The organism is Runella sp. R5_40 (assembly GCF_057652295.1).
This window is the reverse complement of record NZ_JBYFCH010000029.1, coordinates 54,333-79,735: the sequence shown is the minus strand read 5'-3', so window position 1 is coordinate 79,735 and position 25,403 is coordinate 54,333. Positions and strand designations below refer to the sequence as shown.

The window sequence follows — 25,403 nt, the reverse complement described above, 5'->3', positions numbered from 1 at the left end:
TCTGTTCAAATTCTGTCTTTTCCATTGTTCTGTCGTAAAGTTAAAAAACCTTTAGACAGAGTTTAATTTACAGTCTCTCCTAGTCTTCTTTCACGGGTCAGAACAAATTCTTCAATGCCCATAGTTGGTTGTAGTTTATTTGTGAGCGTATCTAATTCATTGTCAAATTTAGTGATTAACTCTTCCAATTTAGTAGAAAACTTGCTTTTTCTCAAGTAAACTCAACTTCCAACCCAATAGCCTCTTCCCAGATTTTCAAGTAACATTAATGAAAGTAAAAAGGTACAGTGATTGCCTTAATACCATGACCGTTAACCAATGCCACTTATGAAAAAGAGAGACTTCATCAAACTCGTCGGGCTCGGCGTCACTGGGAGTACATTGACCCAAGAAGCCACCGCAGCCGAACCTCCACCGCTTCAGCTTCCTCCCCCTCAAACCTTCAATATGTGCGGGTACGGCGCTCCCAAAATCGATACCGTACGGATTGGCTACATTGGGCTGGGTAACCGTGGCTTGGGCGCGCTCGACCGAATTGTGTACATTGACAACGTAGAAATCAAAGCTCTCTGCGATATTCGGACGGAGCGGACCGATTTGGCCAAGAAAAAACTCCAAGGAACTTCCCACGCCCCTCAAGTCTATGCGGGGAAGACCGATGACTGGAAAAAACTCTGCGAACGCCCCGACCTCGACCTTATTTACATTTGTACCCCGTGGAATCTTCATGCTCCGATGGCGCTGTATGCCATGGAACAGGGCAAACACGTAGCGGTAGAAATCCCCGCCGCTACGACGGTGGATGAGTGCTGGAAGCTGGTCGAAACGTCCGAACGAACGCAGAAACATTGTATGATGCTCGAAAACTGCTGCTATGATTTCTTTGAATTGCTCACGCTCAACATGGCGCGTCAAGGCTTTTTTGGGGAAGTAGTGCACGTCGAAGGGGCGTATATTCACGATATTTTTGACTCTTTTTTTGACAAAGGAAAACGCTACGATATGTGGCGCTTAAAGGAAAATACCCGAAACGGGAACCTGTACCCGACGCACGGTTTGGGGCCTATCTGCCAAGTGTTGGACATCAATCGCGGCGATAAAATGGATTATTTGGTGTCGATGTCGAGCAACGATTTTATGTTGGAAGCTAAGGTGAAAGAATTGGCCAAAACCGACGCGACGTTCCAGCCGTTGGCCAAGAAAACTTTTCGCGGGAACATGAACACTACGACAATTCGGACGAACAAAGGCAAAACGATTATGTTGCAACACGACGTAAGCTCACCGCGTCCGTACTCACGCATACATCTCGTAAGCGGTACCAAAGCAACGGCCCTCAAATACCCCCTACCAGGGAAGATTTCGACGGGACACGATTGGGTATCGGAGACTGAAATGAAGGCGTTGGAGGAAAAATACCAGCCCGCGCTTGTCAAAAAAATTGGCGAATTGGCCAAGCAAGTAGGCGGCCACGGGGGCATGGATTTCTTGATGGATTGGCGTTTGATTGATTGCCTTCGCAATGGTCTCCCGCTCGATCAAGACGTTTATGATGCAGCTTCATGGAGTGTGATTGGGCCGTTGAGTGAAAAATCGGTAGCCAATCGCTCCAATTCCATTGATATTCCTGATTTTACGGCGGGTGCATGGAAAAACAACCGCCCCGTTGACATTTCCCTTACCCAAGGAGGAAATACCCCCGTTAAACCCAAATAAAGACATTCCAAGTTTGATTGCTACAAAAGTAAAACTTGGAAAGTCTGTCAAACCCAACTAGCGATACAACCCGATGTTTATTCATATTTCCGAAAACCCCAAAGCCCTTGGCCAAGTAGCAGGCGCCGCCGCTGCTGACTACATCCGTAAAGCTATCACCGAACGAGGTGAAGCAAACGTAATTTTAGCGACAGGAACCAGCCAATTTGAAACCTTAAATCAATTGCTTCACGAACCTGACATCGACTGGACGAAGGTAACGATGTTTCATTTGGACGAATACATCGCTTTGTCAGAATCACACCCCGCTAGTTTTCGTAAGTATTTGAAAGAAAGAGTATTGACGAAAGTAACAATGAAAATAAGCCATCTTATTGACGGAGAAACGCAACCCGAAGCAGAATGTGAACGATTGGGACGGCTTATTTTACAACACCCCATTGACGTGGCTTTGGTCGGAATCGGTGAAAATGGTCACTTGGCCTTTAATGACCCTCCTGCTGATTTTGAAACCGAAAGCCCCTACCTCGTCGTGAATCTCGACGAAGCCTGCCGTCGTCAACAGTTAGGAGAAGGCTGGTTTGCCACCTTAGATGACGTACCCAAACAGGCGATTAGTATGTCGATTCGTCAAATTATGAAATCGGCAGCCCTTATTTGTTCGGTGCCCGATGAGCGTAAAGCCGAAGCCGTAAAAAACTGCTTGAAAGGCGAAGTCAGCCCGCTTTTTCCCGCTAGTATTTTGCAAAACCACCCCCATTGTGGGATGTATTTGGACCAAGCATCGAGCAAGTATTTATCTTAAAACAAATTATTAACCCCTATGCCAAGCCGTCGTAAGTTTCTTAAAAAGAGCAGTGTAGCAAGCATTGGAATGGCGGGACTGGACTTGCTCAATCCGTTTGTAAACGATATTTTTTCCCCACTAACCCTCATGAATTTCAACGAAACTACGGAGAACCTCATCGGACTATACGGACCTTGGGCGGTATCGCTCATTGAGAGCAAACTTCCATCGCTTTCTTTTCGGCGCAAGGAGTGGACGAATCTCGCTCAATGGCGTGAGATGGCTAAACAGCGTTTGGTTGAGCGTTTGGGAGTCCCTGACATTGGAGGAATGCCCCAAGTGACGCTAAAAAAACAGTATGAATACGACGGGCTTCATATCGAGGAACTTACGTGGCAGCTTCCCTACGGACGCCCCACGGAAGGTATTTTGCTAAAACCAGCCAATGCAAAAGGGCCTCTGCCTGCTATTTTGGCTTTCCATGACCACGGCGGAAATAAGTATTTTGGGACTCGAAAAATTACCAAGACATCGAACCAACAGCATCCGTTGATGAAAGAACATCAACAGGAATACTACGAAGGAATGGCTTGGGCAAACGAAATCGCCAAGCGCGGTTACGTGGTGCTAGTGTCGGATGCGTTTCCATTTGCCAGCCGACGCGTATGGATGCAGGATGTTCCTGTGCACCTTCGTCGCGGATTGAACGACAACGACCCCGAAAATTCGGAGAATATTCGTAAGTATAACGAATGGGCAGGGGAACACGAGCACGTAATGTCTAAGTCGCTTTTAAGTGCAGGTACGACTTGGGCGGGGGTATTTTATGCGGAAGATAAAAAGGCGTTGGATGTTCTTTGTGCCCGTCAGGATGTGGACGCTACGCGGGTGGGCTGTGCGGGATTATCGGGCGGTGGTATGCGTACGGTGTTTATGGGTGGACTGGACGAACGTATCAAATGCGCCGTTTGCGTTGGTTTTATGACTACTTGGAAAGACCTCATACTCCATAAATCGTACACGCACACGTGGATGACCTACGTGCCTATTTTGCCCAACGAGCTTGATTTTCCAGAAATCTTTGCATTGCGAGCTCCCCTTCCAACAATGGTACTCAACGACGAAGACGATGATTTATATACGCTTCCCGAAATGAAACGCGCCGACAAAATTGTGGGCGATGTCTATGCCAAAGCAGGGGCTTCTGAGCGCTACAAGTGCTCATTTTACCCTGGCCCACATAAGTTCGATAAAAAGATGCAAGCAGAAGCGTTTGCGTGGTTTGATAAGTGGCTGAAGTAGGGGTCAGACGGCAGTCAGACCCTTACTACTTGAAGTTATTATCGCCTTAGAGGTTATGAAAAAGCCGTCAGACTATCGTCTGACGGCTTTTGGTTACTTGCTATAATTTTTAAGTCTGACTATCGTCTGACTTAGGAATAAACAACGGCATGTACCATTTCGCGAGCCGTTTTTGCAATTCCTTCGGGGTCAAAACCGCATTCGCGATGAAGCTCTATTTGTTCGCCGTGTTCTACAATTCGGTCAGGAATACCCAAACGTTTGAGTTTGGCAGTGTAGCCGTGGTCGGCCATAAATTCCAATACTGCACTTCCCATTCCACCTTGTAAGCAACCGTCTTCCACAGTAATCACTTTGTCGAATTTCTGGAATACCTCGTGCAACAGTTCTTCATCCAGCGGTTTTACAAACCGTAAATCATAATGCGCGGCGCTAATGCCTGCGTTTTCGAGCAATTGGCAACTTTTAACGGCGTAATTTCCGATGTGGCCAATGGTCAGAATCGCCACATCTTCCCCGTCTTTTACTTTTCTTCCTTTGCCAATTTCCAGCTTTTCAAACGGAGTGCGCCACTGCGGCATCATGCCTTCGCCACGTGGGTAGCGAATCGTAAAAGCTTGTTTGCCGTTTTGAGTTTCGTCGAGCTGTGCCGTGTACATCATGTTGCGAAGCTCCTGCTCATTCATCGGCGAGGCCACAATCATGTTAGGAATACAACGCATATAAGCAATGTCATACGCGCCGTGGTGCGTAGGGCCATCGGCGCCCGCAAAACCTGCACGGTCGAGGCAAAATACCACTGGCAGCTCTTGAATACACACATCATGCACCACTTGGTCGTAGGCGCGCTGCATAAACGTACTGTAAATGTTGCAGAACACTACCGACCCTTGCGTAGCCATCCCTGCTGAGAACGTGACGGCGTGCTGTTCGGCAATACCAACGTCGAAAGCACGTTCAGGCATGGCTTTCATCAACAGGTTCATGGACGAACCCGACGGCATCGCAGGGGTTACACCCACTACTTTGGGGTTTTGTTCGGCCAATTCTACCAATGTATGACCAAATACCTCTTGGTATCTAGGTGGCTGTGGCGTATCGGGGATTTTCTTGAAAATTTCGCCCGTTATTTTATCAAATTTTCCAGGAGCGTGCCATTTCGTTTGGTCTTTTTCGGCAGGTGCAAAGCCTTTTCCTTTGACCGTTACGCAGTGGAGCAATTTAGGCCCAGGAATATCTTTAAGATCGTTGAGAACGTGTACAAGATGATCAACATCATGCCCGTCGATAGGGCCAAAATAACGCAAATTGAGCGATTCAAATAAGTTACTTTGGCGCAACAAGGTGGCTTTGAGCCCATCTTCCACTCTTGAGACAATCTCGCGAGCGCTTTTCCCAAATTGGCTCATTTTACCCAACAAATTCCACACTTCTTCTTTGACACGGTTGTAGGTATGAGAAGTAGTGATGTCGGTCAAATATTCTTTCAATGCCCCTACGTTGGGGTCGATACTCATGCAATTGTCATTGAGGATAATCAGCATATTGGTATTTGCCAATGACCCTGCGTGGTTCATTGCTTCAAACGCCATACCGCCCGTCATGGCACCGTCGCCGATTACCGCAATCGAATGTTGGTTTTTGAGCCCTTTTAGCTGAGCGCCCACCGCCATACCCAATGCCCCAGAAATAGACGTAGAAGAGTGTCCAACGCCAAAGGCATCATACGGACTTTCTTTACGTTTAGGAAATCCAGAAATCCCACCGTAGAGTCGATTTGTATGAAATACTTCCCGACGTCCCGTCAAGATTTTATGACCATAGGCTTGGTGACCTACGTCCCATATAAGCTGGTCGGTAGGCGTGTTAAACACATAGTGTAGCGCAACAGTCAGTTCTACTACACCCAGACTCGCGCCAAAATGTCCTCCATACACCGAAACTAAATCAATGATATACTGCCGAAGTTCTTGAGAAACTTGGGGGAGGTCTGCTGAGTCAAATTTTCGCAAGTCATCGGGCGTGTTGATTTGCGAAAGTAATTTACCGGGAGTTATGAGCATCGTTTAACGGCTTGAAACTAAACGTAGAAATATAACTTGCTTGCTGATAAAAGTGTTTTGCAAAGTTATGAAAAATGCCAATCGCTACCCACACTTTGTGCGGTGCATTGGTGGTAAAGCAACATAGATAATGGCTTATTGTTGGCTTGCTTTGTAGAGTTTTTGCTTCTCTTCTCGGGTGAGGCTTTCGTAGCCAGATTTTGAAATTTTATCCAGAATCGCGTCAATTTCGTCCTGATTAGGGATTATTACCGAAGCATTCTCACTTTTTTGACTAAAATGACGAGCAGTAGTGGAGGTGGTAGCACGCGCTCGCTGAGGCACTTGAATGCGTGGTTTTGAGGTGAAAATTTTCTGAAAAAATTCTCCAATAGTGTAGATAGGTTTTCCCCAATCGTACCCATTTTGGAGTGATTTAATAAATCCAAACCCAACCATCGCTCCCGCTAAGTGGGCCAAATTCCCGCCTGCATTGGGGCCTACCAACTGGGCCATCGTGATGATAATACACAGGGCTGCAATATATTTGAGGCGAACGGGGCCAATGAGAAACACAAAAAAGGTGTGTTCGGGCAGTAACGTGGCTGCTCCTAAAATCACGGCAAATACCGCGCCCGAAGCCCCAATTAAACTGGTATTGGCAAGTTCAGGTTGGAAATAGGGCACTAGGTTGTACATGGTCAAAAACAAGACACCGCCTGCCAAACCGCCCAGTAAAAAAATCGCAATCAAACGTCGGCTACCGAGGTATTCTTCCAATACTTGCCCAAACCAATAGAGCGATAGCATGTTAAAGAAAACATGAAAAGGTCCTTGATGAACAAAAAAGTTGGTCAAAAGCGTCCAAGGCTTGTATAAAAAAGCGCCGAAGCTCGCGGGTAAACTAAGCTGATCCATTACCCACTGGTAATAATGGGGGTATTGAGCAATCGTGAAAACGATGTACAAAATGATAATCGCCACAAAGACGATGACATTGGTCAAAATAAGCTTGATGACCGCGTTGTTCGTCTTTGAAAATTCGCCTCTAACATCATCAAAAATGCTGCTCATCGCTCTCTTCAGTTCAAGTAGGTTTTACAAAATAACCCGTTTATTGACAAACTAGTTTTGGTTTGTGACTGAAAATTAGAGAAAAAGATACAAAAAGCCAAATTAATACATTCGTCTAATTTTCCAGATTTTCAATAGTATATACGCAAAAATCATGCCTCCGAGATGGGCAAAGTGAGCAACGCCCGAATCTTGGATGTTAATTCCTGCATAAAGTTCGTACAAGGCGTAAAAAGTAACAAAATATTTGGCTTTGATAGGAATGGGAAAAAACAACAACATCATTTCCATGTTTGGGAAAATGAGTCCAAAAGCGGCAATAATACCAAAGATAGCACCCGATGCTCCTAACATTGGGATATTGACTCGGTTGTCAATGGTACTTTTTACAAAAGCAATACTGTCGTTGATGTACGAAATATTCTTAGGCTGATCTTCAAAACTATTGAGAAAATCAAGGGCTGAGTGCTTCACATTGGGTGCAAAACGAGTCAAAAAATCCAAGAATGCTTCGGGAGAAGGATATTGGCTGTACAAATCCACCGCTTGTTTTAACTCATACATCTCATAAAAATTAATCGCTGAGTAAAGAAAACCTGCGCCAATACCCGTAATAAAGTAAAACATCACAAAGCGTTTGGGGCCAAGAACGTGTTGTTCGAGTAATGGACCAAAGAAAAACAACCCAAGCATGTTGCTAAACAAGTGCCCCACGTTTCCGTGCAAAAACATGTATGTGACAAATTGGTGCGGCTTAAAACTAGGCCCAGTGACGGGGTAAAGCGCAAACAAATTCTCAATGAGGGGATTAAGGCTTTGTAAGAAATAAATGAGTACGTTTAGAATAAGTAAATTTCTAACGGTAGGGGTGATGTTAAACATGGCTTTCTGGGCTTATTTTAATAAATTAGCTATTTTATCTAACGCCAAAATGGAGAAAATCGGTTCGCCAGTTGGGGTATAATTAGGATTAGATGAGACAAAAAGTTGGTTGATAAGTCGCTCCATTTCATCGGAAGAAAGGCGAACCAAATGCCGCGACGCAAAGCGTTTGGCCAAACTTCGAGCGGTTGTTTCGGCGCGGTTGAGCTGAAGGTCAGCGTAGCTTTGGCGGAGTTGCTCGGTCAGTTCTTCAAAAATCTTTTGCGCATCTTCGGCAGGAAAATCGGTTGGCATACTTCTCACCACGAGCGTATCGGGGCCTAAGGAGTCAAAATCAAACCCAAGGGCTAAAATTTCGGCACGCATTTCGAGGACAAGCGGCACGTCGGCCAGCGGTAAACGAACCGTAATCGGGAACAAAAGTTGTTGCGAAACGGCTGTTTGCGATTCTAGTTGTTTCAAATAGCGGTCGTAAAGCACTCGCTCGTAAGCCGCGCGTTGGTCGATGAGCATCATGCCCGATTTGACCGATGACACAATGTAACGATTCTGGATTTGAACGGCCAAACGACGATTTTGGAGTTCTTCGTCTTCTTTGATTTGGACGTCGTTGGCGCGGCTGCCCAGCGTTGGGCTTGACGCAGACGGCGCCGTTGGGATAAATTCGTCTTCTTCTCCCAAATCGAGCGTGGCCTGCACTGGCGTGGGGTCTGTTTTCTGAAATCCTTCAAACAATTTATCCCAATTGGCTAGGTTTGACTCTTCCCTCGGCGTTTTGCTCGGAGGTGAGTAAGAAGAAGCGAAAGAACTACCACCATTGTCGCTACCAACGCTTGGATTACTCTCTCGGGAAGAGGGCATAGACAGCGGTTTGGTAGGAGTAGTCCGCGATGGCAACGGACTCAAGAAATTGACGTTTGAGTCAAAATCAATGGAGTGAGAAAGGTGATTGACGCTGATTGCTTTTCGGACTGCGGCCATCAACAGGGCATAGACCGACCGCTCATCGTCAAATTTTATTTCGGTTTTGGTTGGGTGAATGTTGATGTCAATGTGCGACGGGTCGAGGTCGAGGTGAAGTACATAAAAAGGGTGACTGCCCTCATTGATGGTACCTTCGTAGGCCGACAACACCGCGTGGTGCAAATAATTATGTTTTACATATCGGTCGTTGACAAAAAAGAACTGCTCGCCCCGCGTTTTTCGGGCAAATTCGGGTTTCCCAATATAACCTTTTACGGTCACAAAAGGGGTTTCTTCTTGGCAATTAATGATATTCTCACGGTAGTTTTTCCCGAACATATCCACGATACGGCGGCTAATTTTACCCGAATATAAGTTATAAATCTCGGTGTCGTTGTGGTAGAGCGACAAGCTTACTTCTGGGTGAGCAAGGGAAACTCGCTGAAACTCGTCGAGGATATGACGCATTTCTACCGAGTTGGTTTTGAGGAAGTTGCGGCGAGCTGGTACGTTGAAAAATAGGTTTTTAACCAAAATATTTGTTCCTGGCAAACACGCCACCGACTCTTGCGATTTTAAGTCAGACCCCTCGATACGCAATAGCACCCCTACTTCATCGGCAGCACGGCGTGTACGCATTTCCACTTGAGCTACCGCCGCAATAGACGCCAACGCTTCTCCGCGAAACCCCATCGTCCGAATACGGAACAGGTCGTCGGCAGTGCGAATTTTGGAAGTAGCATGTCGTTCAAAACTCATGCGGGCGTCGGTTTCAGACATGCCAACCCCATCGTCGATGATTTGAATGAGCGTACGGCCCGCATCACGAATAATTACCTGTATATTTTTAGCCTGTGCATCGATGGCATTTTCCAACAATTCTTTTACCACAGAAGCAGGCCGTTGAACTACCTCTCCCGCAGCAATTTGGTTGGCGATGGCATCAGGAAGCAGGCGAATTATATCTTGCATATCGAGCGTTGACTTTCAAGAATAGATAACAAAATAACACAAGAAAAACGTTTACCAGATGTCATTTTGTTGAAAAAAAATATATCCTAAAAACAAATCGAAAAAAAACTGGTTTTTATCATTAAAAAAACAAATATTTGAACTTTGCATAGATAACAACCTGTGAATTTACCGTACTTTAACAAAAAAACACCCCGTAAAAAAAGTTTGGCACGCTGTTTGTGAGAGGGCTTAAATAGACGCCTAATGACCTCTACGTTAAACAGTTGTTAAACATTAATAACCCTTCGAAATGAAAAAGCCTAACCTACACTTAGTTTTTCAATGGCTTATTTTTCTGCCAGTTATCTTGCCTTTGTGCATTGTGTTTGGAGCTATCCAAGGAGTTGTCAACACGGTTGAGCAGATGGCCCACCAAATGTGGACTGATGTATCGACCACTGATAAAGTTGAAACGTCCGATTTATGATTTTTTTTGAGAAAATAAGCTTCCAATCCTTTGGAACATTTTTTTCTCGAATTGTAAAAAAAATAGATACTGACCAAATACCCAGCCGTATATCAATAAGATAATTTGGTATAAAGGCAAAATAACAAAAATGTTGAAGCACCAGACCGCCCATGTTGCTTCAATCCCTAACCATTTGACCATCCAACGCTTGGTGTACATGACCGTAAAGCCAGTACATGCAAATACAAGCAGGATGATCATCACTTGCCATCCACTTTTAACATTCCACCGTTTCTTTAGTTTTTCTATCCAATTCATTGAACGCCCACGTATTGGGTGATGGAGGGTTGTGACTTGTTTTTGGTTTTTGGGCAAAAAGACCCAGAGTAACTACTCGTACAAAAACGGTAGGTGCTCAAGGCCAATTTCCTCAGGGTCAAGCGATAAAAACTCTTCCCAGAATGGATCATTGGGCAGAGCAGCTCGGCAAAGAATTGACTCCTTTTTGACGGGATGAACAAAAAACAACCGACGGGCGTGTAGGTTGATGCTACCGTCGTTGTTGGCGCGGGCATAGCCGTATTTCAAATCTCCACGAATCGGACATCCAATTGCGGCTAATTGTACCCTAATTTGATGCGGTCGGCCCGTGATGGGCGTTACTTCCAACAAAAAGTGCTTATTAATTTCGCCCAAAACACGGTAATGAAGCTCGGCTTTTTGCGCGTTGGGTACGGGCATGTCGTGGGCTGTGACAAAATTTTTGGCTTCGTCTTTCACCAACCAATTGGTCAATTTATCCTGGTTTTTGGGAGGGCGACGACGAACTACAGCCCAATAGGTTTTTTGAACTTCGCGCTTACGGAAAATTTCGTTCATGCGCTCAAGCCCTTTGGAAGTGCGCGCAAAAACAACTAACCCGCTCACGGGGCGATCGAGCCGATGAACGGTTCCTAAAAATACTTCACCAGGTTTTTCGTACTTTTCCTTGATGTAGTCTTTCACTAATTCTAATAGAGGTATATCGCCCGTGGCGTCGCCTTGGACAAGGATACCTGGGGCTTTGTTGACAACAATGAGGTGGTTGTCTTCGTATATGACATGAAATGGCTTGGCCATTGAGATAAAGCGTTTGTGTTAATTAACGGTAACGGATACGAGCGGGGGATAGTTTCAATACGATTCCTTTTCGTTGGGGAAATCGTTGGATTTGACGTCCTTCACGTAGTTCTGAACGGCGTCGGTCATGATACCGTGCAAATCGGCGTATCGGCGCAAAAAACGCGGTTTAAACTCCTTTGTAATCCCCAGCAAATCGTGCAAAACGAGGATTTGGCCGTCGGCATGAGGCCCTGCTCCAATCCCGATGGTGGGGATACTCACGCTTTGCGACACTTTTTGGGTCAGCGACGCGGGAATTTTTTCCAACACCATGCCAAAACACCCAATTTCATCAAGCATTTGGGCATCTTGCAAAAGCTTTTCGGCTTCGGCCTCTTCTTTGGCCCGCACGGTATAGGTTCCAAACTTATAAATAGACTGCGGTGTAAGTCCCAAATGCCCCATCACAGGCACCCCCGCACTGAGGATACGCGTAATAGAATCTTTGATTTCGATCCCTCCTTCAACCTTAACGGCATGGGCACCCGACTCTTTCATAATTCGAATGGCGGAGTCAAGCGCGGCGCGAGAATTTCCTTGGTAGGAGCCAAAAGGCAAATCGACAACGACAAAAGCCCGTTTTACGGCCCTGACTACGGCTTGGGCGTGGTAAATCATTTGGTCGAGGGTAATCGGCAAGGTCGTTTCGTGGCCTGCGATGACATTGGAGGCTGAGTCACCCACCAAAATAATGTCAATACCAGCGGCGTCAACGATTCGAGCCATCGAATAATCGTACGCAGTAAGGGCCGATATTTTCTCGCCCCGGTGCTTCATTTCCTGAATGATGTGGGTCGTTATTCGTTTTACTTCGACAGAAGATAACTGTGTTGACATAGCAAATTATTATACGATTTTTGGGAGTACTACTAACGAGGACGAAGCCACGGTTCGGGGTTGAGGCGATTGGCTTTGTTGTTATTTAATTTCCAAATCTGAAAGTTAACTTCTGAAATTCCTTCACCATCCGTGGCGACCACCCCAATAACGTCACGCGCTTTTAAACGTTGACCAGGTTGAACGTTGACACTTTTCAGCTTTGCATAAACGGTGTAAAAGTCGCCGTGTTGAACGAGCACCACGTTTTTCATCAAATATTGGTTCTCAATTCCTAAAACGACCCCATCAAATACGGATTTAACGGCCTCCCCTGCTTTTGTTTGAATGTCGATTCCGTGGTTTTCTTGGTTGACATTTTTCATTACTTCTTTGGTCCCAAAACCATCAGAAATAAACCCTGGCACGGGCCAAGGTAGGCGACCGCGGTTGGCAGCAAACGAGGAAGCAAGTTTTACTTCGGCTTCATTCATCCCGCTTTCATTCACTTCTTCAACCTCTCTCTCTTTTTTCGGCTCGGGTTTGCTTTCTGGTTCGGCTTTGGCTACCTCGTTGTTTTCGCGGGGTTTTTCAGTAGGTTTATTACGAGCGGCTTCTCGTTCGGCCCGTTCGCGCTCAGTGCGTTCGGCTTTTTCGCGGTTTGCCCGTTCGCGCGCAGCAACACGGGCGCGCTCGCGGCGTTCTTCGATTTCGCGCTGAATGATGCGGGTTAAGGCATTTTCAAGTTGTTTGTTGGCTTTCCGAACTTCCGATACTTCGGCAATAATTTCTTTTTCGCGACCGCTCAATTCTTTTACAACTTTGTCTTGCTCGCCTTTTAATTGTTCCAAATTTTTACCTTCTGCAATTCGTGATTGGAGGGCGTTTTCTTGGTCTTTCTTTTTATTAGAAATGCTCGTTGATTTAGAAATCATCAACGCTTGCACTTTTTTCATTTCATTGACCTGCTTTTCCCGCTCGTCAGTGTATTGTTTTAAGTATTTATAACGAATCAAAAACTGATTAAAAGTAGGTGCCGAAAACAAGAAACTAAGCTCACTGAGGCTATTGTTGCGTTTGGCGGCGTTATAAATCATCTTTGCATACTCTTCACGAAGTTTTGAGAGGTCTTTATCAAGCTCCAATTTTGCTTTTTGCAACTCGCTCAATTCATTGTCCATCAATTTGAGGTCTTCGTTGATGAGTTCTACCTTGCGATTTTGGGCATTGATTTGCTGCTTGATGGCCTTGAGCTGCCCCAAACTAGCACGTTTTTGCTCCGTTGTTTTTTTCAATACCCCCTGAAGTTCTTGCAAGCGTTCGAGGTTTTCGCGTTTTTCTTTCTCTAGTTGTTGACGGCTTTTTTGGGCAAATCCCTGAAGACTTGCTGTGAGTAACCCAACAATCAAAAAAGAAATAAAGCGTATTCGATAAATGGCATTCATACAGTAATTTTAGGATTAGTTTCGTTCGTATTTGGCAGGAATACTGAACGGAAAGCTCAAGGGTTTTTCGCTCAACTCAACTTTTTGGTGCTTGATTCGAAACACCGTTTGGTAGCGTTGTTGGTCTTTTTTTGACTCGTAATCTAACTCAATCAAGCTGGTGTAAGGAAATAAATAATTGTTGAGCTGGGTAAAATCTTCGTAGTCGAGCGTCAGTGAGTTTTTAGTGGGCTGCTCAGTCACCAACAGCTTTTTCAAGCGGCGGTTTTGCTCACCAATGTAATTTTCAAGGGAAATTTTACCTTCGTCTTGGCGAAGCATAAAATAGTCTTTTTCTTTTTTGAAGCGCTGGCCTGGTTTCTTCGGAATGGGCATATTTCCCACCAAAATCGACTGAATGAGGTCAAAACTTAGCTGAAAATTAAACTGCTGACTCAGTCCTGCAAAGTCATACAAATACACTTTTTTGTTGTAACGATCCACAATTTTGATGGAGTCTCTAGTAATGATGCCCCGTACAACTTCAATGGGGCCTTTAGAAACCTGCAACCAAAGCAAACTGTCTTTGCGCATCCGCATGGTCACGCTGGCATCGTCAATTTCTTGGTCTTTACTCTTAAACGAGATTTTCGATTTGGCACTCAAATAACGAAAATCAACATTTTCGATGCTGACTTTAATGTCTTCATGTTCAACGACTGGCTTAACGGCAATTGCAGTATCCTTCTTAGGTTGAACGATGGTATCTACTTTTACGACAGCCATGCTGTCGGTGGGGACACGTTGCTGGCTTTTTTGTCGTTGGCGATGGCACGACGACAAGCCTGCAAAGAGCGTAATTCCCACAAAAAACAACCAATTGAGCTTCATTCCTTTGTTTTTATTCTATCAACTGTCCTGTTGCAATTTTTTTATCTATTTGTTGGCTGTTTTCTCCCATGCTTTTGGCCTTTTTCCATTGCTCTACGGCCTTTTCTTTTTCCCCGAGTTGGTACAACACATCCCCATAATGCTCTACAATGGTACCGCTTACCTTGTTGTTGCTTTCAATGGCTTTTTCGAGGTAAGTACGGGCATTTTTGTAATCTTTCATCACGTAGAGTACCCAAGCATAGGTATCTAAGTAAGTAGCATTGGTGGGATGACGCTCCACTACGCTTGCGGCCATTTCTTTGGCGCGCCCGAGCTTATCTTTACGAAGCGATAAGAAATAGCTGTAATTATTGAGTACGTGGTCGTTTTTAGGGTCAATTTTTAGGGCAGCTTCGTACGAATCGTCCGATTTGGCGTACTCGCTAAGTCCGTGGTAAGCATCTCCAAGTTGGGCCAAAATAGCGCCTTGCAAGTCTTTATTTTCGCTCGTTAATTTTTGCGCTTCCTCCAAGGCATCCACAGCCTGTTGGTAGTGTTTTTTTACAAGATGTGCCGAGCCGTTGGAATACCAAAAAAGCCCTTGATTCGGGAACGTTTCGATGGCTTGTTCCGAATGCGCAATGAGGCTATCCAGTTGATTCAAATCACTATCAAGTTGCAATACGGCTCCCCACACTTCATACATTGATGGGTTGATACGGGCCGCTTTCATGTAAGCATTGCGCGCTTCGGCTTTGCGATCAGCTTTGGCTAGGAGGTCGGCATACACCACATACGCCCGCATGTCTTTGGGATGCGCTTTGACGATTTCGGCCGCACGATTGAGCACTTCTTGGCGCGTTGCCTCGTCTTTGGCTTCCCGCAGCAGTCCTACTAACGCCTGCATTTTGGTGTCGATGTCGGCATTGGGGTTGTTAAACATTTGCCCCATTTGCTGGTCGGCAGCCTTGTTATCACCATTTTGTCTAAAAAGTTCCGCCAACATGATGCGGGCATCGCCTTGGTCGGGGTTAATTTTGAGGGCTTTTTCAAGCTGTTCTTGGGCCTCTTTGGGGCGTTTGCCCATGATGAGCAACTGCGCCAATTCCACTACATATTGTGCTTCAGTAGGCTCGGCATTGATGAGTTTATTGGCCTCGTCAATGGCTTTGTTGGGCTTATCTAGTTTGAGATAAATCCGTTGTTTTTGGTGAATAAGGTCTTCGTCGATGCCCAGCGATTTTTCGACTTCGTCGTAAGCCTTGAGGGCTTCTTCGTACTTTTCATCCAAAATATACACCGCCGCAAGTTCGAGCCCGTATTCGGCATTTTCAGTATCTTTTCGGATAATGTCTTTGTACAGTTCGGCAGCCTTGCTGTATTTGCGTTGTTGACTGTAAATTTCGGCTAACTGTATGGTGTAAAACGTATTATCTGGTGACAGCTGGGTTGCTTTTTGGGCATAAATAGCGGCTTCGTCCAAGCGTTCGCGTTTGAGAAGAACACGCGCCAACTCGTAGTTAATGGCAGGGATGTTAGGGCTCATTTTGAGGGCAGTCCGAAGCACGCTATCAGCCCGCTGGTATTCCTCCATCGTAGCGTATTTCATGCCGTCGGCAAGCAAAGATTCTAACTCATATCTTTGCGATTTTTGGGCGTCGGTTTCACCGACAGGTTTATTTTTTTGAGCCATCACAAATTGACTCAAAAAAAGGACTACCCAGAGAATGGATGGATTTTTCATTGATTAAGAGAATCTCGTTGGCTGGTGCTGTTTAAGGCTCAATCTATCATAAAAAACGAGATAAACGAAGCAAAATTGGAAGAATTTAGCCGTTTTACCAAAATTTATGAAAAACCTACCCTAAAATAGGTGTTTTAGGGGTAAGCGATTTCTAACCAAACGGGACAATGGTCAGAGTGTACTGCATCAGCCAATTGGCGACAGGCTACGATTTTGTCTTTTAGGTCGCTACTAATGGACTGATAGTCAATGCGCCACCCTTTGTTGTTGCCCCGTGCTCCTGCCCGATAACTCCACCAACTGTATTCGACCAAGTCGGGGTTGGCGTAGCGGAAGGCATCCGTAAAACCACTTTCAAACCATTTGGTCATCCAAGCACGCTCTTCGGGTAAGAACCCTGTGGTGTTTTTGTTGCGAACAGGGTCATGAATGTCGATTTCTTGGTGAGCAATGTTATAATCTCCCACAATAACTAGGTGCTGACCTGTTTCTCGGATGGTGTGTATCCACTCGTAAAAATCCTCTAAAAAACGCATTTTGACATCTTGCCGCTCATCGCCGCTTGTTCCCGATGGGAAATAAGCATTAACGACGGTCAGACCGCCAAAATCAGCCCGAACGACGCGTCCTTCGTAATCGTACAGCTCCATTCCGCAGCCATGTACGCAGCGGTCGGCGGGAGTTTTAGCAAAAATAGCCACTCCGCTGTAGCCTTTTTTTTGAGCGGCGTTCCAGCCTACGAGCTGATAACCAAGGGCTTCAAACTCAAGTAGGCTCACTTGGTCGAGGGTAGCTTTTACTTCTTGAAAACAAAGAATGTCAAACGATTTGTCGGCGAGCCATTCGGTAAGGCCATTACGCATGGCAGCACGAATGCCATTGACGTTGTAGGTAAGAATTTGCATAAGAGGGATAAAAATTGGTCGCAAATATAAAGAGCGCACCTCAACGAGATGCGCTCTTTACTAGATTCTTTTGGGGAAATGAGCTATCCCTCGTCGTTTATTTAGTGAGTGATGGCAGCTTTCTTGTCGGTTTTGTCACTAAAGAAAATTAGGAACAACACAAGTACGCCTGCTGCGATACCCGCAGGAACCGTCCAGACACTCAGCCAGTTGGTGATATTTTCGGCATTGGTATTGTTGGCAAGTACTTGTCCACCCAACCATGAGCCAATACCCATCCCGATGCCGTAGGTCGCCAAGGTGATAAGCCCCTGTGCCTGTGATTTGATACGCTCACCTGCTTTGGTATCGGTATAAATTTGGCCTGTCACAAAGAAAAAGTCGAAACAAACGCCGTGGAGCAAAATAGCCGCGTAGAGCATCCATTCGCTGGTAGAAGCGTCGCCATAGCCAAAGCAAAGGAAGCGAATAATCCAAGAAATAAGTCCAACGGCAAGCATCCATTTTACGCCCAAACGGCTAAATGCCAACGGAATAAGAAGCATAAAACCTACTTCCGATACTTGACCCAATGACATTTTGTTTTCGACAAACTCCATGCCCGATGCCCGCAGCGAGGGGTTGGCAAATGCGTAGTAAAACGACAATGGAATACAGATAGCAACCGAGGAAATAAAGAAAATGGTAAACGAACGGTCTTTGAACAATGAAAAGGCATCTGCACCGATGATTTGACCAATGTTAACAGGCCCTGTAGCACGTGGTGGAGTGTTAGGAAGCGTAAAGGCCAATAGACCAAGCACCAACGACGTTCCCATCGAAATTTGGAAAATAGTAGCTTTATCGCCCACGTTCAAAAAACCGATGAGGTTAGTAACCGCAATCCAAGCCACGGTTCCCATCACTCGAATGGTAGGAAAATCTCTTTCGGGCGATTCGATTTGACGCATCGAAATGGACGTGGTAAGCGCAATGCAGGGCGCAAAACACAAGCAGTACAACAAAATATACCAGAAAAAATTACTTGCGTCAGTCACTTGCGAAAGCACAAATAGCAACCCAGCGCCGATAAGGTTGAGCACGCCAAGTACTTTTTGAGCCGCGAAATATCGGTCGGCTACAGCACCAATAAAAGGCGAAATAATCATAGCAATAGAGAATGCAGTGTAGGCATTCCCGATTTGGTCGCCCGTGGCATTGAGCTGTTTACCAAGATAAACGCTCATTTGTCCGTACCAAGATCCCCACGTAAAGAATTGGAGGAACATCATGAGCATCAGTTGTATCCGAACCGAAGATTTCATAGTTAGTTTTTTAGGGTTTTACTATTGAAGTGGCGAAAATGGCGTTTTTTACGGTAAATTTCAAAAAAAGAGGGTTTGTTGCCGATACTACTCTTTGATTTGGGGAACATACTAGCGGCCTTTGCCACCCAACGCGATTTTGTGCGCAATTCGGCGCTTTTTGTGAGGAGTATTTGTAATATTGCAAGAAAACGAACGTGTTATGCTCACCAAACTTCATATCCAAAACTTTAAAAGCCTAAAGGAGGTTACGCTGGACTTGCAGCCTGTGAATCTGTTGATAGGGCCTAATAATTCTGGGAAGACTAATCTGTTGAAGGCAGTGGAGTTTTTTAAAAACTTTTCGGTTGGAAAGGATATTGATTACCTAGAATATACATTTCAGCATAATTTTGATACAGTTATATTTGAGATAGAAGGATTGGGGGTTCATTTTATAAGTGAATTACATGCTTCGATCAACGGGCAATTTCAGATAACACAAAATAAGTTTTTTAATGGAGAGAATGTATCTATTAAATCGTTTGAGGAAATTATCAGCAATGCCGATTTTAAACAGTACTTGAGTTTTTTGAGAAGTTTTGACAAATCTAAAATTTACCAACCTAACCCTCTGACCTACAAAAAACCAGGCTCTATAAGATTTTCACCTACTGTTGAATCAGATGCATCAAATCTTGTCTCTTTTTTAGAAACACTCAGAGATGAATATCGAGAGCATTTTGCACAAATTGAATCGGATATAAAAAAATGTATATCTGAGTTTAATGATATTCGTTTTAGAACGCTTGAGGAATCCCCAAGCCGTGAAGGCACCTTCAAAAAATGGGGTTTGTTCAGCGAGGTCAGTAAAATGACTTACTGGGCCGAAGAGCTTTCGGAAGGGGTTTTGTACTTTGTTGCGTTGCTCTGCATCATTCATCAGCCAAACCCGCCTAAACTGCTTTTATTGGAAGAACCTGAGCGAGGAATACACCCACGTCGGATTAAAGAGGTCATGGATTTTATTTTTAACCTCTCACAATCCAAAGGTATTCAGGTCATTATGACATCGCACCATCCGTACGTGTTGAATGAATTTGAAGACATCCCAGAAGCTGTTTTTGTCTTTGACAAAGATGAAGATGGGGCTACCCAAGTTCGAAATTTGCAAAAAGACATCATCGCTCCTTCCAATGAAAAAAACGACAAGCAGGGGCTGCCCAGAATTAAGTTTACCCAAGATTTAGCTGAGCATTGGTTCTCAGGCTTTTTAGGAGGAGTGCCCGCATGAAAATACTAAAATATGGGTTCTTTGGAGAAGATATTGCCCAACAGCTTTTCCTTGAGAACTACCTCAAACAGCTTGTCATCTATCTTGGCGTTGCAGATACGATAGGTTTTGAGCGAGACCCTATATTTCCCTTAAAAGGGGGCCATCGAAGTGGTGTTTTGAAGATGTTTGAGGAAGCCGTACAGCAAGGATTGGCCTATTACAGTCAGGAGGTGTTTTTTGTGGGAATTGACTTGGATAGTGAGAAAATGGAAGAACATTCAAAACTGTTTCAAGATATGAATGGTCGTGAAGTAATCAAGAAGTACCAAAATCAAGCGTTTATTTTCATCCCAGTTCAATGTATTGAGCACTGGCTTTTGTACTTAAAATTCAAAAAAGAGCATCCCAATTCCAATAAAAATGAGAAGTACGAACAAATAGCACGGTCGGATGCCAAGAAAAAAATGTACGGGTTTGCGCGGCCTGTCATGGATAAACAGATCGAGGTAGTGGCCCAATATACCGAAAATATGGATATTGAATGGCTGTTTGAACGCTCCGAAAGCTTTCATCATTTTCATTGTCAATTAATTGATTTTCTTACTGATAAAGATACCAAGACAAGCAGATAGTTTGGCTTGTTTTATAGTTTCATGAAGCAACTAATTCAAAACCTCCAAAACGGACAGACGATTTTGGAGGAAGTGCCCGCCCCTCAGGTGAAACGCGGTGCGGTATTGATTCACACCCGACGGAGCCTTGTATCGTTGGGAACCGAACGGATGTTGGTCGAATTTGGCAAAGCCAACCTGATTGAAAAAGCCCGCCAACAACCCGAGCGCGTTAAAATGGTGTTGGACAAAATTAAGTCGGATGGCTTAATACCGACACTTGAAGCTGTTTTTAACAAATTGGGGCAGCCTTTGCCGTTGGGATACTGCAACGTAGGAGAAATCATTGCCGTTGGAGAAGGAGTGACCGACTTGCGCGTGGGCGACCGCGTGGCGTCCAATGGCTCTCATGCCGAAATTGTGTGCGTACCGAGGCATTTGGTAGCCAAAGTTCCCGACAATGTCACCGACGATGAAGCGGCGTTTACGGTCATTGGTTCGATTGGTCTTCAAGGAGTTCGGTTGCTGAATCCTACTCTGGGTGAAACGGTGGTGGTGATTGGGCTGGGGCTGATTGGGTTGCTCACGGCCGAACTGCTGCGCCTGAATGGTTGTCGGGTAATTGGGGTGGATTTGGATGAACAAAAGTTAAAGATAGCGGCGAGCAAAGGCATCATTCCGTGCAATCCACGCTTGGGCGACGACCCCGTGAAGTTTGTGGAAAGCTATACCCACGGCATCGGAGCAGATGGCGTAATTATAACGGCTTCTGCCAAAACCGACGAGATTATTTCGCAGGCCGCGCGTATGTCGCGGAAGCGGGGGCGAATTGTGTTGGTAGGGGTTATTGGACTTCAACTGAGCCGAGCCGAATTTTACGAAAAAGAATTGACGTTTCAGGTTTCCTGCTCGTACGGGCCAGGACGCTACGATGATGATTATGAACAAAAAGGCGTTGATTATCCGCTGCCGTTTGTTCGTTGGACTGAAAATCGAAACTTTCAAACCCTCCTTCAATTGCTAGAATCGGGGCAGCTGGACGTAAAACCACTTATCACAGAGGTAGTTCCGTTGGAAAATTATGCCACTATTTACGGTGATATGAGCAAAGGTGGCACGATTGCTTCGCTACTGGCGTATCCCGAAAAGCCTTCGCTTTCCCGAACCGTTCGTTATAATGACACGGTTTTTGAAGCTAAAAAAGGAGTTGTTGGGATTATCGGGGCGGGCAATTTTACTAAAATGACCTTGCTTCCTGCCCTAAAAGGTGGAGCGGGTCAATCAAACATCAAATACATTGCGAGTGCGAATGGACTTTCGGGGACAGCGTTGGCCCAAAAACACGGTATTGCCCTCAGTACCACCGACTACCGCGAAATGTTGGCCGACGATGAGGTGGACTTGGTACTTATCACCACCCGCCACCACCAACACGCACGCCTGACGATTGAGGCTTTGCAGGCGGGAAAACACGTGTTTGTAGAAAAACCGCTGGCGATTTTTGAGGATGAATTGAACGAATTACTCACGATAAAAACATCGGTTGCACCTGCTGCGAGTGTAACAGTGGGATTCAACCGCCGCTTTTCGCCTCATGCTCAAAAAATGAAGTCGCTGCTAGGCAATGCCCCGATGAACGTGATTGCGACCATGAACGCAGGCTTTATTCCTTCCTCGTCGTGGGTGCATGACCGCGCCGTGGGCGGAGGACGGATTTTAGGAGAAGCCTGTCATTTTATTGACCTGATTACGTTCTTAACAGGTAGTCGAGTTACAGCTGTATGTATGAACGCGATGGGAACAAACCCAACTGAAACAACTGATAGCGCCAGTATTTTATTGAGGTACGAAAATGGCTCAACGGGCGTCATCAATTATTTTTCCAATGGTAACAAAGCCTACTCTAAAGAGCGAGTAGAGGTGTATTCGCAGGAACGGACGCTGGTTTTGGACAACTTTCGTACGTTGGAAGGATACGGCTTTAAAGGCTTTTCAAAACTCAAAACTACGCAAGACAAAGGGCACAAAGCGCAGTTTCAAGCATTGATGGAACGAATTCAGAGCGGCGGTGCCCCCCTGATTCCTTTCGACGAAATTGTCAATACTACCCAAGCCTCTTTTGCCGCCCTTCGGAGCTTGAAAGAAGGCCGTTGGGTGGAATGCTGAGGGGATAGCCTAGCCTAAACTGGCTCAGGCTTCCCTCCTAAAGCGTTAGCCAATAATTAAGCTTAAACACAATGGCTCGGCTCTTATTTTTGAAAAGCGGGTCGGTGTAGTAGTTGTCGGTGTAAACCAAGAAAAAGTCGGACATGGGTTTGTAGCGCCACTGCAAACGACTGTTGACGTTGAAGTTGTTGCGTTGGGTGTTAAACTGTAAAAACGTTGTCCAAAACAGTTTCGTAGAGAAATTGATTTCCACCCTTGGGCTAACCAATAACAAACGGTCGCTACCGTATAACGTGGGCAATTTGATGTCGTTTTGCTCAAAATTCATCGAAAAATTCCCCCAAGGCTGGGCGCGGTACGTCATTTCGAGCGAATACTGCTGGAGCGTGCCGTTGTAAAACCCTCCCGCGCGTACCGCCGCCGTAAAGTAGAACTTCTTCCGATAATCGGAGCTGTAGGTGGCATTGACCTGATTAAATACGTACCTACTCGACGGCAGCGCGTGGTCGCTGTCGGTAAATGAAAACGGGAAAAGCGCCCGTACGTCGTTGTGGTCAAAACGTAAACCAAACGAACTCGCATTCTGAAACTGAACGTCGTAAGTTAAGCCCAAAGTGTATTCGTTGAGCGTTCCGTTGGGGTTCCACACAAAGAAATTTTCAGCCCCAAATGCGTGATTATTGACTTTGCTGTCTTTGGGACGAATATTAAACTGCGTTTCGCTATACACTTGGTGAAACCCTAAACGAATGGTCGTGTCTGACTGGATTTTTCCAAAGCGGTCAACAATATAAGTCGGGTTTTCGAGGCGATTGATAAAACCCATGTCGGCGTAGTAATTGCTCCCAATGCCAAAATAATCGACAAAAAAACTAACCGTACGCCCAAAATATCCTGCCCCAAATTGCTTGGCCGTGTTGTCGTTCGTAACGGTGGGTTTCTGCGACCAATGGTAGCCCGTCCACACGTTCAAATCACCTTTGGTATTGGAGTAATTAAATTCCAACCCTTGATTTCGCCCATACTCCCCCATCGGGTTTTGCAAGCGCTCGTTTTCGGTCATAAAACCCTGACGGTTCAACACGTAGCCCTTGACCAGTGAGCGTTTTAGTACTTTTCGGTTGAACGAAAAAGCCGTGAAATTTTGGGCGGGGTCTTCCCCTTTAGCCGCCGTTTGCATCGACATAAGGCCAACGCGCCAGTTTTTATCCAAATTGCCACTCAAACGCGCTCCAGCCAATATCGGCAATGGCTGGGCGTTGCGGTCGAGCCCGATGGCACGCGAAAAAAAAGGCCGAAAGGGAGGAATACCGTAGTTGCCAAAAAGGTCGGCATTTTCGAGAAAAAACGTCCGTCGTTCGGGAAAGAAAATGTTGAAACGCGTCAAATTTGTGACTTGGCGATCGACTTCTACTTGCGAAAAATCAGGATTGACCGTCAAATCAAGATTGAGCGAAGGCGTCACCGACAACTTGGCATCCAAACCGCCGTTGAAAGTACATTTGGTGGGCGTGCCTGCCACGTGGTCGTGGGAAGTACCACCCGTAATGTAGGGCACAATCGACGCATTACCTTTGACCGCAGGCGGAGGTGTTTCCCAATTAAGCGCCGCCGTATAGCCTAAATCGTATCCGTTGAAATTGACGGGAATAAACGTCCAAGTCGAAAATTGGTTGTTTTTAAGGTCATTACGCTCAAAATTGACGCCCCATTTGGTCTTTTTAGGGTCGTAGCGAAGGGTTTTGAAAGGAATCGCCATTTCGACCGTCCAGTAGGTAGGATAGACTTTGGTTTGCGAATACCATTTATTGTCCCAGCTTCCCGTCATTTCATCCGTTTGAAACGCCAATAAGTCTTCAAACTGCGCATTGGCTACACTTACCCCAAAAAAGAACCCGTTGGTGCGCTCATTGATGGGATCTAAAATGATACCAAAAGCATCGGAGCTCCAGTAGTCACCGTCGCGTTTGAGGGTTTGAATGACGTGCTTATTGGTATCGCGACAGACGGCCGCCACGTACAAAAACTTGTCATCAAAAGTCATTCGTACCTCGGTGTCGCGCTTGATAGGGACGTTGTCTTGGGGCCAATGAGGGGCAAAATTTTTGGAAATTTCTAGCCCTTGCCACGCAGGATCTGATAAATCACCGTCGATTTTTATTTCCCCTTTGGCTTTACGGATGACGTGCTGGTATTTTTCTTGATACGCAGCACCGCCGATGGCCGTGGATTTTTCTTGGGCATTACTAGCAAAACTTGAAAGAAGAATAGCTGCGAGATAAAGAGTAGATTTTTGGAAATACATAGATAGAGATAACGGCTGTTGAAACAAAACACAAAGGTATCTTATCTAATTGGGTAAACAGACTAACTACTACGTAAATGGTAAAAAAACAGTTACCAACCGTCGTTTTTGTCGAATGATAGTTTAATTTACGTTTTTGGTTTTGTGCGACTTATGAAGTAAGTTTGAGTAAATATAAATACTTTCTCTACCAGCTTTATGATACGTATTTTTACCACGGGTGTCGCTACGCTTGGCCTCATTGTGGGGCTTTTAGTTCAGACTTCCGCCCAAAGTCTTCCGAGTCCTTCTACTTTGTTTAAACGTCAGGTAACGTTTGGGACAGGGGGCGGATTTGCGGGAACAACGCGCAGCTTCGTCCTGCACGAAAACGGAGATTTATGGGTGCGTGAACGGGCCACTGATTCGCTCAAATTGCACAAGACCCTCAGCGACAAACAAACAAAACAATTTTTCCAGTCGGCTGACCAGCTCCAGTTGGACAAGTATAAGTTCAATAGCCCTGGCAATGTTTACTACTTTATTGAGTACAATAACCCCAAAAAGAGGTTGAAAGAAAAAGTGACGTGGGGAGATTCCAAACGCAAAGTTTCAACCTATGTACAACGCTTCTATAATCAGCTCATAAAAACGACCTAAACTTCGTACCC

The 25,403-nt window shown here is 45.4% G+C and carries 21 protein-coding genes; 8 read left to right on the top strand and 13 right to left on the bottom strand.

Annotated features, from left to right (window positions below; genetic code table 11):
* Positions 1-327 precede the first annotated feature (327 nt).
* The 3 genes from AC23N5_RS28730 to AC23N5_RS28720 all read left to right on the top strand — a co-directional run bounded on the left by AC23N5_RS28730 (position 328) and on the right by AC23N5_RS28720 (position 3,805).
* A complete protein-coding gene (locus AC23N5_RS28730; RefSeq protein ID WP_487758152.1) occupies positions 328-1,716 on the top strand; it encodes a Gfo/Idh/MocA family protein in 1,389 nt (462 codons plus the stop codon).
* Between the two features lie 73 nt (positions 1,717-1,789).
* Entirely contained in the window at positions 1,790-2,521 is a 732-nt protein-coding gene (locus AC23N5_RS28725; protein ID WP_487758151.1) for a glucosamine-6-phosphate deaminase, read from the top strand.
* 18 nt (positions 2,522-2,539) lie between these two features.
* Positions 2,540-3,805: an alpha/beta hydrolase family protein gene (locus AC23N5_RS28720; RefSeq protein ID WP_487758150.1), complete on the top strand. Its 1,266-nt coding sequence runs from the start codon at positions 2,540-2,542 to the stop codon at positions 3,803-3,805.
* A gap of 131 nt (positions 3,806-3,936) precedes the next feature.
* Here the strand turns inward: AC23N5_RS28720 and dxs are convergent, their stop codons facing one another.
* The 4 genes from dxs to mutL form a co-directional block, all read right to left on the bottom strand.
* Positions 3,937-5,868, bottom strand: coding sequence for a 1-deoxy-D-xylulose-5-phosphate synthase (dxs, locus tag AC23N5_RS28715; protein ID WP_487758149.1), 1,932 nt, complete (start codon positions 5,866-5,868; stop codon positions 3,937-3,939).
* Positions 5,869-6,003: 135 nt separating this feature from the next.
* Complete coding sequence (locus tag AC23N5_RS28710) at positions 6,004-6,921, bottom strand: rhomboid family intramembrane serine protease (RefSeq protein WP_183971915.1); 918 nt, start codon at positions 6,919-6,921, stop codon at positions 6,004-6,006.
* 102 nt (positions 6,922-7,023) lie between these two features.
* A complete protein-coding gene (locus AC23N5_RS28705; RefSeq protein ID WP_122932101.1) occupies positions 7,024-7,803 on the bottom strand; it encodes a rhomboid family intramembrane serine protease in 780 nt (259 codons plus the stop codon).
* Positions 7,804-7,815: 12 nt separating this feature from the next.
* Complete coding sequence (mutL, locus tag AC23N5_RS28700; RefSeq protein ID WP_487758148.1) at positions 7,816-9,738, bottom strand: DNA mismatch repair endonuclease MutL; 1,923 nt, start codon at positions 9,736-9,738, stop codon at positions 7,816-7,818.
* 292 nt (positions 9,739-10,030) lie between these two features.
* Here mutL and AC23N5_RS28695 point away from each other — a divergent pair, with 292 nt between their 5' ends.
* Positions 10,031-10,207, top strand: coding sequence for a hypothetical protein (locus AC23N5_RS28695; RefSeq protein ID WP_164490095.1), 177 nt, complete (start codon positions 10,031-10,033; stop codon positions 10,205-10,207).
* Here the strand turns inward: AC23N5_RS28695 and AC23N5_RS28690 are convergent.
* The 8 genes from AC23N5_RS28690 to AC23N5_RS28655 all read right to left on the bottom strand — a co-directional run bounded on the left by AC23N5_RS28690 (position 10,202) and on the right by AC23N5_RS28655 (position 18,416).
* Entirely contained in the window at positions 10,202-10,507 is a 306-nt protein-coding gene (locus tag AC23N5_RS28690) for a DUF6787 family protein (protein WP_183971917.1), read from the bottom strand. The genes AC23N5_RS28695 and AC23N5_RS28690 overlap by 6 nt on opposite strands.
* 72 nt (positions 10,508-10,579) lie before the next feature.
* Positions 10,580-11,308 (bottom strand): RluA family pseudouridine synthase, encoded by a 729-nt coding sequence (locus AC23N5_RS28685; protein WP_472491711.1) that lies wholly within the window; start codon positions 11,306-11,308, stop codon positions 10,580-10,582.
* Positions 11,309-11,362: 54 nt separating this feature from the next.
* Positions 11,363-12,187: a 3-methyl-2-oxobutanoate hydroxymethyltransferase gene (gene panB / locus AC23N5_RS28680; RefSeq protein ID WP_122932105.1), complete on the bottom strand. Its 825-nt coding sequence runs from the start codon at positions 12,185-12,187 to the stop codon at positions 11,363-11,365.
* 32 nt (positions 12,188-12,219) lie between these two features.
* Entirely contained in the window at positions 12,220-13,611 is a 1,392-nt protein-coding gene (locus AC23N5_RS28675) for a murein hydrolase activator EnvC family protein (protein ID WP_487758147.1), read from the bottom strand.
* A 15-nt stretch (positions 13,612-13,626) separates the two neighbouring features.
* On the bottom strand, positions 13,627-14,481 hold the full coding sequence (gene lolB1, locus AC23N5_RS28670) for a lipoprotein insertase outer membrane protein LolB1 (RefSeq protein ID WP_183971920.1): 855 nt from the start codon (positions 14,479-14,481) through the stop codon (positions 13,627-13,629).
* 10 nt (positions 14,482-14,491) lie between these two features.
* A complete protein-coding gene (locus tag AC23N5_RS28665) occupies positions 14,492-16,207 on the bottom strand; it encodes a tetratricopeptide repeat protein (protein WP_487758146.1) in 1,716 nt (571 codons plus the stop codon).
* 134 nt (positions 16,208-16,341) lie between these two features.
* Positions 16,342-17,112: an exodeoxyribonuclease III gene (locus AC23N5_RS28660; protein WP_487758145.1), complete on the bottom strand. Its 771-nt coding sequence runs from the start codon at positions 17,110-17,112 to the stop codon at positions 16,342-16,344.
* A gap of 101 nt (positions 17,113-17,213) precedes the next feature.
* Entirely contained in the window at positions 17,214-18,416 is a 1,203-nt protein-coding gene (locus AC23N5_RS28655; protein WP_122932110.1) for an MFS transporter, read from the bottom strand.
* A gap of 181 nt (positions 18,417-18,597) precedes the next feature.
* Between AC23N5_RS28655 and AC23N5_RS28650 the strand changes: the two genes are divergently transcribed.
* The 3 genes from AC23N5_RS28650 to AC23N5_RS28640 are packed head-to-tail and all read left to right on the top strand — an operon-like array spanning position 18,598 to position 22,448.
* Complete coding sequence (locus AC23N5_RS28650) at positions 18,598-19,689, top strand: AAA family ATPase (RefSeq protein ID WP_487758144.1); 1,092 nt, start codon at positions 18,598-18,600, stop codon at positions 19,687-19,689.
* On the top strand, positions 19,686-20,303 hold the full coding sequence (locus AC23N5_RS28645) for a hypothetical protein (RefSeq protein WP_487758143.1): 618 nt from the start codon (positions 19,686-19,688) through the stop codon (positions 20,301-20,303). Before AC23N5_RS28650 ends, AC23N5_RS28645 begins: the two co-directional genes overlap by 4 nt.
* A 21-nt stretch (positions 20,304-20,324) precedes the next feature.
* The gene (locus AC23N5_RS28640; protein ID WP_487758142.1) at positions 20,325-22,448 is read left to right on the top strand and encodes a bi-domain-containing oxidoreductase; all 2,124 of its coding nucleotides are present in this window, start codon (positions 20,325-20,327) and stop codon (positions 22,446-22,448) included.
* A 37-nt stretch (positions 22,449-22,485) separates the two neighbouring features.
* Here the strand turns inward: AC23N5_RS28640 and AC23N5_RS28635 are convergent, their stop codons facing one another.
* Entirely contained in the window at positions 22,486-24,753 is a 2,268-nt protein-coding gene (locus tag AC23N5_RS28635) for a carbohydrate binding family 9 domain-containing protein (RefSeq protein ID WP_487758141.1), read from the bottom strand.
* A gap of 198 nt (positions 24,754-24,951) precedes the next feature.
* Between AC23N5_RS28635 and AC23N5_RS28630 the strand changes: the two genes are divergently transcribed.
* Complete coding sequence (locus AC23N5_RS28630; RefSeq protein WP_028524328.1) at positions 24,952-25,392, top strand: hypothetical protein; 441 nt, start codon at positions 24,952-24,954, stop codon at positions 25,390-25,392.
* Positions 25,393-25,403 lie beyond the last annotated feature (11 nt).